Here is a 13,659-nt window from a genome sequence, read left to right as displayed (position 1 = left end):
GCTACTTCTGGTAGATCCCCTCGATCTCGTCCGCGAAGTCCTTCGCCACCACGCTGCGCTTGAGCTTCAGGGACGGGGTCAGGTGACCCGACTCCTCCGTGAACTGGGAGGACAGAATGCGGAACTTCCGCACCGATTCCGCCTTCGACACCGCGGCGTTGCCGTCGTCGACCGCCGACTGGATCGCGGCCAGCAGGTCCGCGTCCTCACGCAGCGACGCCGCGGTGGAACCCGCCGGCTTGCCGTGCTCGGCGGCCCAGCGGCCCAGGAACTCCTCGTCGACGGTGACCAGCGCGCCCACGAACGGGCGTCCGTCGCCGACGACCATGCACTCCGCGACCAGCGCGTGCGCGCGGATACGGTCCTCGATCACGGCCGGGGCGACGTTCTTGCCGCCCGCGGTGACGATGATCTCCTTCTTGCGGCCGGTGATGCTGAGGTAGCCGTCCTCGTCGAGGGTGCCGATGTCGCCGGTGTGGAACCAGCCGTCGGTCAAGGCCTCGGCGGTGGCCTCCGGGTTGTTCCAGTACTCCTTGAAGATGTGCTCGCCGTGCAGCAGCACCTCGCCGTCGTCGGCGATCCGGATCACCGAACCGGGCAGCGGCTGGCCGACCGTGCCGATCTTCTGGCGGTCCCACGGGTTGAACGCGGTGGGCGCGCAGGACTCCGTCAGGCCGTACCCCTCCAGGACCGTGAAGCCGATGCCGCGGAAGAAGTGGCCCAGGCGCTCGCCCAGCGGGGCGCCGCCCGAGATCGCGTACTCGCCCTTGCCGCCGAGCACCGCGCGCAGCTTGCTGTAGACGAGCCGGTCGAAGACCTTGTGCTTGACCTTCAGCCCGATCGACGGCCCGGACGGGGTGTCCAGCGCGCGGCTGTACGCGATCGCCGTGTCCGCCGCCTTGTCGAAGACGGCGCCCTTGCCGTCGGCCTGCGCCTTGGCGCGCGCCGAGTTGTAGACCTTCTCGAAGACGCGCGGCACACCGAGGATCAGCGTCGGCCGGAACGAGGCCAGCTCGTCGGTGAGGTTCTTGATGTCCGGCACGCAGCCCAGCTTGATCGGCGCGATCATCGGGGCGACCTGCACCAGCCGGCCGAAGACATGGGCGAGCGGGAGGAAGAGGAGGACACTGCACTCGCCCGTACGGAACAGCGGGCGCAGGCGCTCCACCACGTTCCCGCAGTCCGCGAAGAAGTTGCGGTGGGTGAGGACGCAGCCCTTGGGACGCCCGGTGGTCCCCGAGGTGTAGACGATGGTCGCCGGATCGTCGGCCTTCGCCTGCGAGCTGCGCTCCTCCACCGTCTCGTCGGTGACGTCCTGCCCGAGGCGGCCCAGCTCCTCGATGGCGCCGGCCTCGATCTGCCAGACGTGCTTGAGGGCGGGCAGCCGGTCGCGCACCGTGTCCACGGCGGCCGCGTGGTGGTCCGTCTCCACGACACAGGCCGTCGCGCCCGAGTCGCCGAGGATCCACTGCACCTGCTCCGGCGAGCTGGTCTCGTACACCGGCACGGTGACCGCGCCCGCCGACCAGATGGCGAAGTCGAGAAGGGTCCACTCGTAGCGCGTACGGGACATCAGGCCGACCCGGTCGCCCGGCTGCACACCCGAGGCGATCAGCCCCTTGGCCGCGGTCCGCACCTCGTCGAGGAAGGCGGTCGCGGTGACGTCCTGCCAGGCACCGCCCACCTTGCGGGCGATGACGGCGACATCGGGATGCTGCGCGGCGTTTCTGCGGACGATGTCGGTCAGGTTGCCGTCCGCAGGGACTTCGTACAAAGCCGGAAGGCTGAACTCGCGCAAGACTGCTGCTCCTCATAGGGCGCCGGCGCCACGACTCTGTGTGATGCGACGGTGCGGTCCATGGCTCGGGCGGGCACTCAGGGATAGCTGGTTGAAATCCTGAGCACGACTGGACTGCCCGGACGTTACCCGCCGGTATGGCTTCTTCGACAGGGGGGACCGGCGAGATGTTTTCTGCGTCACACGTGGGTTCTCTCCTTCGCGCACAGTAGTCCACAGGGTTACTGACTAGCCAGTAACCGCAGGTCCGCCCTGCTCTGTTCACGTATGCCGCACACCTTTACCCTTGATCGTCATGGCACTCTCACCGGGCGGCAACCGCCGGACGCGCATTCATGTGGTCAGCGACGTGCACGGCAACGCACGCGATCTGGCCAGGGCGGGCGACGGCGCGGACGCCCTGGTGTGCCTCGGTGACCTGGTGCTTTTCCTCGACTACGCCGACCACTCGCGCGGGATCTTCCCCGACCTGTTCGGCGTGGAGAACGCCGACCGCATCGTCGGGCTGCGCACCGCCCGCCGTTTCGAGGAGGCCCGCGAGTTCGGCGCCCGCCTCTGGGCCGGCATCGGCTCCGAGCGCGCCGCCGTGATCGAGAAGGCCGTGCGCAGGCAGTACGCCGAGCTGTTCGCCGCGTTCCCCACGCCGACGTACGCCACCTACGGCAATGTCGACATGCCGACCCTCTGGCCGGAGTACGCCGGCCCCGGCACGACCGTGCTCGACGGCGAACGCGTCGAGATCGGCGGCTGGGTCTTCGGCTTCGTCGGCGGCGGCCTGCGCACCCCCATGCGCACCCCCTACGAGATCAGCGACGAGGAGTACGCCGCGAAGATCGAGGCGGTGGGCGAGGTCGACGTCCTGTGCACCCACATCCCGCCGGAGGTCCCGGAACTGGTCTACGACACGGCCGCGCGCCGTTTCGAGCGCGGCAGCCGGGCCCTCCTGGACGCCATCCGCCGTACCCGCCCCCGCTACTCCCTCTTCGGCCACGTCCACCAGCCCCTCGTGCGGCGGATGCGCATCGGGCCGACCGAGTGCGTCAACGTCGGCCACTTCGCGGGGAACGGGAAGCCGTGGGCCCTTGAGTGGTGAAGCGCAGGCGGGGTGACAACGGCCCGCCGGGCGCGCGGTAGCCTTCACGCTGCACACACGTGCGCACCACCCTCCCTCACCGGACCGCACCTGGAGGAGCCACGGCGATGGCGGAACACACCAGTTCGAGCATCACGATCGAGGCGGCCCCGGCCGACGTCATGGGCGTGATCGCCGACTTCGCCCGCTACCCGGACTGGACGGGCGAGGTGAAGGAGGCGGAGGTCCTCCGGACGGATGAACAGGGGCGCGCCGAGCAGGTCCGCCTCGTCATGGACGCCGGTGCCATCAAGGACGACCAGGTCCTGGCCTACACCTGGACCGGCGAGCACGAGGTCTCCTGGACCCTGGTCAAGTCCCAGATGCTCAGGTCACTCGACGGCTCCTACATCCTGAAGCCGGCGGGGGACAAGGCCACCGAGGTGACCTACCAGCTCACAGTGGACGTCAAGATCCCCATGCTCGGCATGATCAAGCGCAAGGCGGAGAAGGTCATCATCGACCGGGCGCTGGCGGGCCTGAAGACGAGGGTGGAGTCGGGACCATCCAGCCCGTCCGGCGCTTGAGGACGAGGCCGAAGGCCGATCACCACAGCAACCCCCACCCACCCGCAGTCAACCCACCCACCCCGGGGGTCTGGGGGCGCAGCCCCCAGGGATGGGACGGGTAGGGGCGGCGGGGGCGACAAACCTGCGAGCCCGCCCCCGGTACCGTTCACCCCTATGCGCACCATCCTGATCACCGGCCAAGGCGGCACCGGCCGTACCACCGTCGCCGCGGCCACCGCGCTCCGTGCCGCCCGCGAGGGCACCCGCACCCTCGTCCTCACCACCGACCGCACCGACACCCTCGGCGCCGTACTCGGCGCACCCACGGGCCCGGAGCCCGCAGAGGCCGCCCCCGACCTCACCACCTGGCACCCCGACGCCGCGGAGGACTTCCGCGAGGACCTGGTCGCCTTCCAGGACAAGGCCACCTCCGCCCTGGACCTCCTCGGCGCCGCCCGCCTGGACGCCGAGGAACTCACCCCCCTCCCCGGCGCCGAGGAACTCGCCCTGCTCCGTGCCCTGCGCGACGCGGCACTCTCGGAGGCGTACGACCTGCTCGTCGTGGACCTTCCGCCCACCCCCCAGGCCCTCGCCCTCCTCGCCCTCCCCGAGGAACTCCGCCGCTACCTCCGCCGCCTCCTCCCGCCCGAACGCCAGGCGGCCCGCGCCCTGCGCCCCGTACTCGGGCGCCTCGCCGGCGTCCCCATGCCCGCGGAGTCGCTGTACGCGACGGCCGCCCGCTGGGACGTCGAGCTGGCCGCCGTCGCGGCGGCCGTCGAGGACCGCGGCACGACCGTACGGCTGGTCGCCGACCCCGGCCCGGCCGGCACCGACCACGTACGCACCGCCACCACCGGCCTCGCCCTGCGCGGCCTGCGCGTCGAGGCGCTCCTCGCGACCCGCGTCCTGCCCGAGGCCACCACCGACACCTGGCTCGCTGGCCTCGTCGCCCAGCAGCGCAAGGCCCTGGACGAGTGGCGGCAGTCGTACGACGTCCACCACGTCGCCCACTTCGGCCGCGACCCGCGCGGCACGGACGACCTCGCCGCACTCGCCGTACCCGGCGCGGGCACCGCGCCCGCCCCCGTCGAGTGGCCCGTCACCGACGACCGCGAGGGCGGCGTCTTCGTCTGGCACATCCCGCTCCCCGGCGCGATACGCGATGACCTGGACCTCATCCGGCGCGGCGACGAACTCGTCGTCACCGCCGGACAGTTCCGCCGTATCCTGCCGCTGCCGTCCGCACTGCGCCGCTGCACGGTGGACGGCGCGTCACTGCGCGACGGCGAGTTGGGCATCCGGTTCACGCCCGACCCGGAGCTGTGGCCGCGTACACGGTGAACCGCATACCCCCGTTCGGGTAACGTCGAAGGTACGAAACGTAGGCAGGAGTCCGCCATGAGCGAAGAGCGCCCCACGTCCGACGCCGCTCAGGGGAAGGCGGCCGACGAGGCGCGCCCGCGCGCGACCGACGACGACGCCTGGGCCACGGCGTGCGAGGAGGACCTCGCGGCGGAGAAGGCCCGCCGCCGGGCCCAGTACGGCCCGCCGCCGGGCTCGGCCGCCGAGGAGCTGCGCAGGCTCGTCGACACCGTCACCGACAAGCTGTCCGGGCTGCAGTCGCCGCTGTTCGGCGCGGCCGCCTCGGGCGCCGCCCAGCAGATGCTGGGTCAGGTGGTGCGGCAGGCCAAGGCCGCCGTGGAACCCGTCATCGAGCGCAACCCCGATGTCTTCGACCACCTGGCCGCCGCAGGCAACGAGCTGCTCGCCGCCTACCGCTCCGCGGTCGAGGCCCAGGAACGGCACTGGACGAACCGTGACACCGACCACCGGGACCAGGGCGACGACCCCGGCCCCCCGGAGCGCATCGACCTGGACTGACACCTCCCCGAGGCCCTGCCGCCGGATCCCTTGCCTGCCCGCTCACAGGGCGGATGACGGGCGTCCGGCGGCAGGGCCTCGGGTACGGTTGGCCGTAGCGGGGCTCGACCGAAACTGAGGGATTCATGGGACTCACCATCGGCGTCGACATCGGCGGCACGAAGATCGCGGCCGGCGTGGTCGATGAGGAAGGCAACATCCTCTCGACCCACAAGGTGCCGACCCCGGGCACGCCCGAGGGCATCGTGGACGCCATCGCCTCCGCCGTCGAGGGCGCCCGGGCCGGGCACGAGATCGTCGGCGTGGGCATCGGCGCCGCCGGCTACGTCAACCGTCAGCGCTCCACGGTCTACTTCGCACCCAATATCGACTGGCGCCAGGAACCGCTGAAGGAAAAGGTCGAGGCGCGCGTGGGCCTCCCGGTCGTCGTGGAGAACGACGCGAACGCGGCCGCGTGGGGCGAGTACAAGTTCGGCGCGGGCAAGGGCCACCGCAACGTCATCTGCATCACGCTCGGCACCGGTCTCGGCGGCGGCATCGTCATCGGCAACAAGCTGCGCCGCGGGCACTTCGGCGTGGCCGCCGAGTTCGGTCACATCCGCATGGTCCCCGACGGCCTGCTGTGCGGCTGCGGCTCACAGGGCTGCTGGGAGCAGTACGCCTCCGGGCGCGCGCTCGTGAGATACGCCAAGCAGCGCGCCAACGCGACCCCCGAGCGCGCCGAGATCCTGCTCGCGCTCGGCGACGGCAGCCCCGAGGGCATCGAGGGTAAGCACATCTCCATGGCCGCCCGCCAGGGTGACCCGGTCGCCGTCGACTCCTACCGCGAGCTCGCCCGCTGGGCCGGCGCCGGCCTCGCCGACCTCGCCTCCCTGTTCGACCCCTCCGCCTTCATCGTCGGCGGCGGTCTCTCCGACGAGGGCGAGCTGGTCCTCGACCCGATCCGCAAGTCGTACAAGCGCTGGCTGGTCGGCGGCAACTGGCGCCCGGTGGCCGAGGTGATCGCGGCCCAGCTCGGCAACAAGGCGGGCTTGGTGGGCGCGGCAGACTTGGCCCGGGAGCCGGACCCGATCATGTAACGCCCACTTCTTGGGCCACGGCGGCTGCCGCGCCCTCAGGGGCGCGGGGCTGTATAAACATGCGGCTCCGCCGCGTGGGCGCGACAAGCCACGTACAACCGGCAGTCGCACACAAACCTCGCGCCCCGAGCTATTAGGCGCCCAAACCCCATTCCCGGCGTAAATTGACCCGCATGCCGACGCCCCCACCACTCCCCAACTCTCACACGGAACCCGACGGTTCAGCCACCATCCGCGTCCTCAGCTACAACATCCGCTCGATGCGCGACGACACCACCGCCCTCGCCCGCGTCATCAGCGCCTGCACTCCCGACCTGGTTCTCCTGCAGGAAGCACCCCGCTTCTTCCGCTGGCGCAAGAAACTCGCCCACCTGGCCCGCGCAGCGAACCTCGTGATCCTCTCCGGTGGCGCCACGGCCGCGGGGCCCGCGATCCTCTGCTCGCTGCGGGCGACCGTCGAGCGCACCGAGGACGTACTCCTGCCCCTCACCCCGGGCCTGCACCGCCGTGGTTTCGCCACGGCCGTCGTCCGCTTCGGCCGCGCCCGGCTCGGCGTGCTGTCCTGCCACCTCTCGCTCCAGAAGGACGAGCGGTACGAGCAGGGCGGCATGCTCCTCGACCGTCTGGCCGGCATGGGTGTGGACCACGCGATCGCGGGCGGCGACCTCAACGAGCGCCCGGGCGGCCGTACGTTCAAGCGACTCGCCGCCGAACTCCAGGACTGCTGGGCCACCGCGCCCTGGGGTGCGGAGTACACGTCGACACCGGCCCACCCGCACCAGCGCATCGACGCGATCCTCGCCACGCCGGGCATCGAGGTCCTGGGGTGCGGGGTGCCGCTCGGGCACCCGGGTGTCTCCGAGAGCGATCTGCGGGCGGCCACGGACCATCTCCCGGTCCTGGCCGCCCTCAGAGCCTGTGTCACATCCCCGGCCGGGCGCGCGACGCCTGGCACGCACGCTCGCCGCGTTGCCGAAACGCCCTAGTAGCTCCTCCCCCCGCGCGAACCGGCTTCGCTCGGCTCGCGCGGGGGCACCCCCATCGAGGGCGCTCCGGCGCCTTGCGATCGCACGCTCCCCCATGCTCGCACCGAGCTCGCGCGGGAGGTACCCCCATCGCCGCCGCGCGCTGATCCGGCCGGGGATGTGGCACAGGCTCTCAGAGCGCCCGCGTCGTAGGAGGCGTGGGGCGCGTCAGACCACCGCGCCCCGCCCCGGATCGTCGTCGTCCTCGTCGTCCCCCTTCATGCGGATCACCAGGGCGGCGAAGCCGCCGAGGAAGCCGCCGATGCTGAGGGTGGTGAGCCACCAGGTCATCTCCCAGCCGAGGAGGACGGCGAGCAGCAGCAGGAGCGGGCCGCCGAGCACCGCCAGCCAGGCGAACTTCGTCGTCACGTCGGCCTCGGGCAGCGGGGGCGGCTCCGGCGGGACGAAGTGGCCCTCGTCGTCCGCGCCGAGGTCCTCCTCGGCGGGCTCGGCCACCGTGTAGTCACGCGGGCCGCCGCCCACGCCGGGCGCGAAGGCGATGGAGCTGCCCAGCGGCTTCGGGGCCGAGGGGCCGTCCTTGCCTTTGCCCTTGTCGGAGGGCTTGTCGGCTGTGCCGGAGTCGGAGGACGTGTCCGAGGGTGTGTCGGAGGGCTTGTCCGGCGACTTGTCGGGGGCGGACCGCTCCGGAGAGTCGTTCGCGTCCGCCTCCAGCAGTGCCAGGTCCTCGACCGACTTGAACGGCTTCGCGCCCGGCGGGTCCGGCGGCTCCTCGCCGTACCCGGCGACGATCGCCTGCCACGCGGCGTCCTCGTCGAACGGCACGTGCTGCTCCTCGCCGGACGAGCCGGACGAGCCAGCGGAGCCGGAGGCACCGGACGAGCCGGTGGTGCCGGATGAGCCGCTGGAGCCGGACGCACCGGTCGGGGCCCCGTCCGCGGAGTCGCCGCGCGCCTCGCCGAGGGGTGCGCTCTTCTCCTCCGGCTCGCGTTCGGAGTCGTGCTCAGCCACCAGTGGTCGTCCCTTCCTGCTGTTTCACGGCCCCCGTGTCGGACCCCTGCTTGCCGACGGCGGGCGCGAGCCGGGCGATGAAGGCGTGACTCTCCTCGAAGATCCGGTCCGCGTCGTTGTCCAACGTCGCCACGTGGTAGCTCTGTTCCAGCAGGACCTCCGTCACGTCCGTGGACGACACCCGGCTCAGGACGCGCGCCGAGTCGGCGGGCGGTACCAGGTGGTCCTCCGGGCTGCGCAGGAGCAGCAGCGGCTGGGTGACCTGCGGCAGCTCACCGTCGAGCAGCTGGAAGAACCTGCGCAGGGAGTGGGCCGCGTGCAGCGGCACCCGGTCGTACCCGACCTCGGTGACGCCCTCCTTCTTGATGTCGCCGGCGACCCCCCGCGTCGTACGGACGAAGTGCCGGACCACCGGAAGGGCGTACGCCGCCGGCCCGTGCACCTTGTTGCCCGGGTTGACGACCACGGCACCGCTCACCGCGTCCCCGTGCTTCGCGGCCAGCCTCAGCGCCAGCGCGCCGCCCAGGGAGAGGCCGCAGACGAACACCCGGGCGCAGCGCTCGCGCAGGGAGCGCAGCTCGCGGTCCACCTCCGCGTACCAGTCCTGCCAGCCGGTGAGCTGCATGTCCTCCCAGCGCGTGCCGTGCCCGGGCAGCAGCGGCACCGAGACGGTCAGACCGCGCTCGGCGAGATACTCCGCCCACGGGCGCATCGACTGGGGGGAACCGGTGAAGCCGTGGCAGAGGAGGACTCCGACCTCCCCGCCCTGATGGCGGTACGGCTCGGCTCCAGGAAGGACCGGCACGTTTCGGTCTCCTGTTCGGTGAGATGAGGTGAGCTGACGTGAGGACCAGGAACACGGCCCCGAGACTCGGCGACTCGATTCGACTCGACCCGACCTGACTCGACTCGATTCGGCAAGGCTTCGAGGCGTACTTCACCGTACGCGACGGCACTGACACCGACCAGGGCCGACCGCGACTCCACACCGGCGCCGACCGGGGCTGTCGGGCTCGTCGGCACGCGTCCGGGTTAAGGTCTGATCTACAGAACACAGAGAGGCACTCGGTTGTTGTACGGAGCGATGAAGGTTTCCGTCGGGGGGCCGCTGAAGCTCGCCTTCAGGCCCTGGGTGGAAGGCATGGAGAACGTCCCCGCCGAGGGCTCCGCGATCCTGGCGAGCAACCACCTGTCCTTCTCGGACTCCTTCTTCCTCCCCGCGGTCCTCGACCGCAAGGTGACCTTCATCGCGAAGGCCGAGTACTTCACCACGCCCGGCGTCAAGGGCCGGCTGACGGCCGCCTTCTTCAAGGGCGTCGGCCAGCTCCCCGTCGACCGCTCCGGGGCGCGCGGCGCGGGTGAGGCCGCAGTCAAGAGCGGCATCGAGGTCCTCGAACGCGGCGAGCTGTTCGGTATCTACCCGGAGGGCACGCGCTCGCCCGACGGCCGTCTGTACCGGGGCAAGCCCGGCGGCCTCGCGCGCGTGGCGCTCGCCACCGGTGCGCCCGTCGTCCCGGTCGCCATGATCGACACCGAGAAGATCCAGCCGCCGGGGAAGGTCGTGCCGAAGCTGATGCGCCCCGGCATCCGCATCGGCAAGCCGCTGGACTTCAGCCGCTACCAGGGTATGGAGCACGACCGTTTCGTCCTGCGCGCGGTGACCGACGAGGTCATGTACGAGATCATGAAGCTCTCCGGCCAGGAGTACGTCGACATCTACGCGACGGCCGCCAAGCGCCGGATCGCGGAGGCGGCGAAGGCCGAGAAGCAGGCTCAGAAGGAAGCGCAGAAGCAGGACGACAAGGCGCAGAAGGAACTCGGCCAGGAACGGCCCGTTTCCTAGAGGTCACCAGAGAGCCCTGGAGGACCCGGAGCCCCAGGGGGCCTGGATTCCTGGGGGTCCTAGGGGTCCTGGAGGTTCCCGGACGCGTCCGTTCCGGGGTGGGGTGGGGGACATGCCGAAGCGCGAGAGAGTCATGACGATGTCGGTCGAGCAGCCGCTGTGGCGCGCGCTCATGGGGTACCGGGTCCTGACACTGGTGTACGCGATCGGCCTCTTCGCCAGCGCGTACGACGGGTTCACGCGCCCCTGGGTGGCCATCGCCTACTTCGCCGTCCTCGCCGTCTGGACGCTGGCGACCCTGCCCAAGGTCGCGGGCGCGGCCAGTTGCACCAAGCGGTTCCTCACCGCCGACCTGACCGTCGCGCTCGTCGGCATCCTGCTCACCCGGTTCGCCGACTCGACCGAGCGGATCGAGGCGGGCGGCCCGACGCTGCCGACGATATGGACCGCCGGTGCCGTGCTGGCGTTCGCCATCAAGGGCGGCTGGCGCTGGGCGGCCTTCGCCTCCACGCTCGTCGGCGTCGCCAACCTCGTCCACCGCGGCGCCCCGACCCGCGACACCGTCCACGCCGTACTGCTGGTCTGGGTCGCCTCCATCGCCATCGGATACGTCGTCGAGGTCGCCCGTGCCTCCGAGCGCACCCTCGCCCGCGCCCTGGAGATCGAGGCCGCGACCCGCGAACGCGAGCGGCTCGCCCGGGACATCCACGACAGCGTGCTCCAGGTCCTCGCCATGGTGCAGCGGCGCGGTACCGCGATCGGCGGCGAGGCGGCCGAGCTCGGCAGACTGGCCGGGGAGCAGGAGGTGGCCCTGCGCACGCTGGTCTCCGGGGGGCTCGTCCCCGTCTCCCGGGTCTCGGAGGACACGGCCGAGGGCGCCGTCGTACGAGCGGTGGAGGAACCCGACGAGCCGGACGGCACGGCGGCGGGCCCCGTGGACGTGCGCGCCCTTCTCGCGCCGTACGCCCGCGCCAGGGTCACCCTTTCCGAGCCCGGCGCCCCGGTGCCGCTCGCCCCGGCCGTGGCGCGCGAACTGGCCGCCGCTGTCGGTGCCGCCCTGGACAATGTCGGCAAGCACGCCGGTGAGGACGCGCGCGCCTGGATCCTGGTCGAGGACGAGCCGGACGAGGTCGTCGTGACCGTACGGGACGACGGCCCGGGCATCCCCGAGGGGCGCCTCGCCCAGGCCGAGGGCGAGGGGCGGCTCGGGGTGGCCCTGTCCATCCGGGGGCGGCTGCGCGACATCGGCGGCACGGCCGAGCTGATCTCGGTCCCGGGGCAGGGCACGGAAGTGGAGCTGAAGGTACCCAAGGCCCCGACGGGGCCGGAGGAATCACGGGGGAAGGCGGAGCAGCGATGACAGAGTCCACGGGGTCCACGGGGTCCACCAGGGCCATGGATTCCACGGGGTCCACGGACGGGCGGCAGGGGCAGGGCCCGATCAAGGTCATGGTGGTCGACGACCACCCCATGTGGCGCGACGCCGTCGCCCGTGACCTGTCCGAGTCCGGCTTCGACGTGGTGGCCACGGCGGGCGACGGCGAACAGGCCGTACGCCGCGCCCGCGCCGCCGAACCCGACGTACTCGTCCTGGACCTGAACCTCCCCGCGAAGCCGGGCGTCCAGGTCTGCAAGGAACTGGTCGGAGCCAACCCGGCCCTGCGCGTCCTGGTGCTGTCGGCGAGCGGTGAGCACGCGGACGTACTGGAGGCGGTGAAGTCGGGCGCGACGGGCTACTTGCTGAAGTCGGCCTCGACGGAGGAACTGATCGACGCGGTGCGCCGCACGGCGGTCGGCGACCCCGTCTTCACGCCCGGCCTCGCGGGCCTGGTCCTCGGCGAGTACCGCCGTCTCGCCTCCGAGCCCGCCCCCGCCACGGGCGCCGACGAGCCCAAGGCGCCGCAGCTCACCGAGCGCGAGACCGAGGTGCTCCGCCTGGTCGCCAAGGGCCTCAGCTACAAGCAGATCGCCGAACGCCTGGTCATCTCGCACCGCACGGTCCAGAACCACGTCCAGAACACCCTGGGCAAGCTTCAGTTGCACAACAGGGTGGAACTGGTCCGCTATGCCATAGAGCGGGGTCTCGACGACGAGTGAACCGTCCGTTTCACCCCATGGAGTGAAGGCGGTTTGATCAACTCTCCGCCAATTCAACGGAATCACCGGAATTGCCCTTCCCACCCATGCCGAAGTGACCTGGATCACTATTAGCGTGACCCTCACCAGGCAACCGTGGCGAAGGGACATTTCCATGCGGGTCGGAGTACTGACCGGGGGCGGCGACTGCCCCGGGCTCAACGCCGTCATCCGGGGCATCGTCCGCAAGGGCGTACAGGAGTACGGCTACGACTTCGTCGGCTTCCGGGACGGCTGGCGAGGTCCGCTCGAAGGCGACGCCGTACGCCTCGACATCCCGGCGGTGCGCGGCATTTTGCCGCGCGGCGGCACCATCCTCGGCTCCTCGCGGACCAACCCCCTCAAGCTTGAGAACGGGATCCGCCGTATCAAGGAGAACCTCGCCAAGCAGGAGGTCGAGGCCCTCATCGCCATCGGCGGCGAGGACACGCTCGGTGTGGCGGCGCGTCTGACGGACGAGTACGGCGTCCCGGTCGTGGGCGTGCCGAAGACGATCGACAACGATCTGTCGGCCACGGACTACACCTTCGGCTTCGACACGGCGGTCGGTATCGCGACGGAGGCGATCGACCGGCTCCACACCACGGCCGAGTCGCATATGCGTGTGCTGGTCGTCGAGGTGATGGGCCGTCACGCCGGGTGGATCGCCCTCCACTCGGGCCTGGCCGGCGGCGCCAACGTCATCCTCATCCCCGAGCAGCGGTTCGACGTGGAGCAGGTCTGCGCGTGGGTGACGTCCCGCTTCAGGGCGTCCTACGCGCCGATCGTGGTCGTCGCGGAGGGGGCCGTGCCCAAGGACGGCGACATGGTGCTGAAGGACGAGTCCCTGGACTCCTTCGGGCATGTCCGGCTGTCCGGTGTCGGTGAGTGGCTGGCGAAGGAGATCGAGAAGCGAACCGGCAAGGAGGCCCGTACGACGGTCCTCGGGCACGTCCAACGTGGGGGCACCCCCAGCGCGTTCGACCGCTGGCTCGCCACGCGGTTCGGCCTCCATGCCATCGAGGCCGTGCGCGACGGTGACTTCGGCAAGATGGTCGCCCTGCGCGGCACGGACATCGTCCGCGTGCCCATCGCCGAGGCCACGGCCAGGTTGAAGACCGTGGATCCCAAGCTGTACGAGGAAGTCGGGGTGTTCTTCGGCTGAGCCCCGCGCAGCGGCTGGGGCGAGTTTGTTTCGCCCCCGCCGCCCCTACGCGTCCCATCCCCAGGGGCTCCGCCCCTTCGACCCCGCCGGGGGCTGCGCCCCCTGGACCCCCGGGCAGTGAGCGGGTGGGGGGAGTTGGGGTG

General features: G+C 71.3%; 13 protein-coding genes. 10 read left to right on the top strand and 3 right to left on the bottom strand.

Annotated features, from left to right (window positions below):
- Nucleotide 1 precedes the first annotated feature (1 nt).
- Nucleotides 2–1,798: an AMP-dependent synthetase/ligase gene (locus tag ACWD3C_RS35825; protein WP_451150627.1), complete on the bottom strand. Its 1,797-nt coding sequence runs from the start codon at nucleotides 1,796–1,798 to the stop codon at nucleotides 2–4.
- Nucleotides 1,799–2,093: 295 nt separating this feature from the next.
- Here ACWD3C_RS35825 and ACWD3C_RS35820 point away from each other — a divergent pair, with 295 nt between their 5' ends.
- From ACWD3C_RS35820 to ACWD3C_RS35795, 6 genes are all read left to right on the top strand, one after another.
- Entirely contained in the window at nucleotides 2,094–2,891 is a 798-nt protein-coding gene (locus tag ACWD3C_RS35820) for a metallophosphoesterase family protein (RefSeq protein WP_451150625.1), read from the top strand.
- A gap of 107 nt (nucleotides 2,892–2,998) precedes the next feature.
- Nucleotides 2,999–3,457: an SRPBCC family protein gene (locus tag ACWD3C_RS35815; protein ID WP_451150623.1), complete on the top strand. Its 459-nt coding sequence runs from the start codon at nucleotides 2,999–3,001 to the stop codon at nucleotides 3,455–3,457.
- Between the two features lie 156 nt (nucleotides 3,458–3,613).
- Nucleotides 3,614–4,780, top strand: coding sequence for an ArsA family ATPase (locus ACWD3C_RS35810; protein ID WP_451150621.1), 1,167 nt, complete (start codon nucleotides 3,614–3,616; stop codon nucleotides 4,778–4,780).
- 57 nt (nucleotides 4,781–4,837) lie between these two features.
- On the top strand, nucleotides 4,838–5,320 hold the full coding sequence (locus tag ACWD3C_RS35805; protein ID WP_451150619.1) for a DUF5304 domain-containing protein: 483 nt from the start codon (nucleotides 4,838–4,840) through the stop codon (nucleotides 5,318–5,320).
- A gap of 125 nt (nucleotides 5,321–5,445) precedes the next feature.
- Entirely contained in the window at nucleotides 5,446–6,399 is a 954-nt protein-coding gene (locus ACWD3C_RS35800; RefSeq protein WP_451150617.1) for an ROK family glucokinase, read from the top strand.
- A 173-nt stretch (nucleotides 6,400–6,572) separates the two neighbouring features.
- Nucleotides 6,573–7,385 (top strand): endonuclease/exonuclease/phosphatase family protein, encoded by an 813-nt coding sequence (locus tag ACWD3C_RS35795; RefSeq protein ID WP_451150615.1) that lies wholly within the window; start codon nucleotides 6,573–6,575, stop codon nucleotides 7,383–7,385.
- A gap of 207 nt (nucleotides 7,386–7,592) precedes the next feature.
- Here the strand turns inward: ACWD3C_RS35795 and ACWD3C_RS35790 are convergent, their stop codons facing one another.
- Both ACWD3C_RS35790 and ACWD3C_RS35785 read right to left on the bottom strand, forming a co-directional pair.
- Entirely contained in the window at nucleotides 7,593–8,393 is an 801-nt protein-coding gene (locus ACWD3C_RS35790) for a hypothetical protein (protein ID WP_451150613.1), read from the bottom strand.
- A complete protein-coding gene (locus ACWD3C_RS35785) occupies nucleotides 8,386–9,198 on the bottom strand; it encodes an alpha/beta hydrolase (RefSeq protein ID WP_451150611.1) in 813 nt (270 codons plus the stop codon). Before ACWD3C_RS35785 ends, ACWD3C_RS35790 begins: the two co-directional genes overlap by 8 nt.
- Nucleotides 9,199–9,477: 279 nt before the next feature.
- On the opposite strand from ACWD3C_RS35785, the gene ACWD3C_RS35780 reads away from it, so the two are divergent.
- The 4 genes from ACWD3C_RS35780 (at nucleotide 9,478) to ACWD3C_RS35765 (ending at nucleotide 13,516) form a co-directional block, all read left to right on the top strand.
- Entirely contained in the window at nucleotides 9,478–10,236 is a 759-nt protein-coding gene (locus ACWD3C_RS35780) for a lysophospholipid acyltransferase family protein (RefSeq protein ID WP_451150609.1), read from the top strand.
- A gap of 112 nt (nucleotides 10,237–10,348) precedes the next feature.
- Complete coding sequence (gene macS, locus ACWD3C_RS35775; RefSeq protein WP_451150607.1) at nucleotides 10,349–11,596, top strand: MacS family sensor histidine kinase; 1,248 nt, start codon at nucleotides 10,349–10,351, stop codon at nucleotides 11,594–11,596.
- A gap of 89 nt (nucleotides 11,597–11,685) precedes the next feature.
- On the top strand, nucleotides 11,686–12,333 hold the full coding sequence (locus tag ACWD3C_RS35770; RefSeq protein ID WP_451150695.1) for a response regulator: 648 nt from the start codon (nucleotides 11,686–11,688) through the stop codon (nucleotides 12,331–12,333).
- 154 nt (nucleotides 12,334–12,487) lie between these two features.
- A complete protein-coding gene (locus ACWD3C_RS35765; RefSeq protein ID WP_451150605.1) occupies nucleotides 12,488–13,516 on the top strand; it encodes a 6-phosphofructokinase in 1,029 nt (342 codons plus the stop codon).
- Nucleotides 13,517–13,659 lie beyond the last annotated feature (143 nt).

It is taken from the genome of Streptomyces sp. NPDC002845 (assembly GCF_053591955.1).
This window is presented reverse-complemented; position numbering and strand designations above follow the sequence as displayed.

Bases quoted from the DNA above. Each gene is read 5' to 3' on its own strand.
- ACWD3C_RS35770 (WP_451150695.1), top strand. From the start codon at position 11,686: ATGGTGGTCGACGACCACCCCATGTGGCGCGACGCCGTCGCCCGTGAC.
- ACWD3C_RS35800 (WP_451150617.1), top strand. From the start codon at position 5,446: ATGGGACTCACCATCGGCGTCGACATCGGCGGCACGAAGATCGCGGCC.
- ACWD3C_RS35815 (WP_451150623.1), top strand. From the start codon at position 2,999: ATGGCGGAACACACCAGTTCGAGCATCACGATCGAGGCGGCCCCGGCC.
- macS (WP_451150607.1), top strand. From the start codon at position 10,349: ATGCCGAAGCGCGAGAGAGTCATGACGATGTCGGTCGAGCAGCCGCTG.
- ACWD3C_RS35805 (WP_451150619.1), top strand. From the start codon at position 4,838: ATGAGCGAAGAGCGCCCCACGTCCGACGCCGCTCAGGGGAAGGCGGCC.
- ACWD3C_RS35795 (WP_451150615.1), top strand. From the start codon at position 6,573: ATGCCGACGCCCCCACCACTCCCCAACTCTCACACGGAACCCGACGGT.
- ACWD3C_RS35820 (WP_451150625.1), top strand. From the start codon at position 2,094: ATGGCACTCTCACCGGGCGGCAACCGCCGGACGCGCATTCATGTGGTC.
- ACWD3C_RS35810 (WP_451150621.1), top strand. From the start codon at position 3,614: ATGCGCACCATCCTGATCACCGGCCAAGGCGGCACCGGCCGTACCACC.
- ACWD3C_RS35765 (WP_451150605.1), top strand. From the start codon at position 12,488: ATGCGGGTCGGAGTACTGACCGGGGGCGGCGACTGCCCCGGGCTCAAC.
- ACWD3C_RS35780 (WP_451150609.1), top strand. From the start codon at position 9,478: ATGAAGGTTTCCGTCGGGGGGCCGCTGAAGCTCGCCTTCAGGCCCTGG.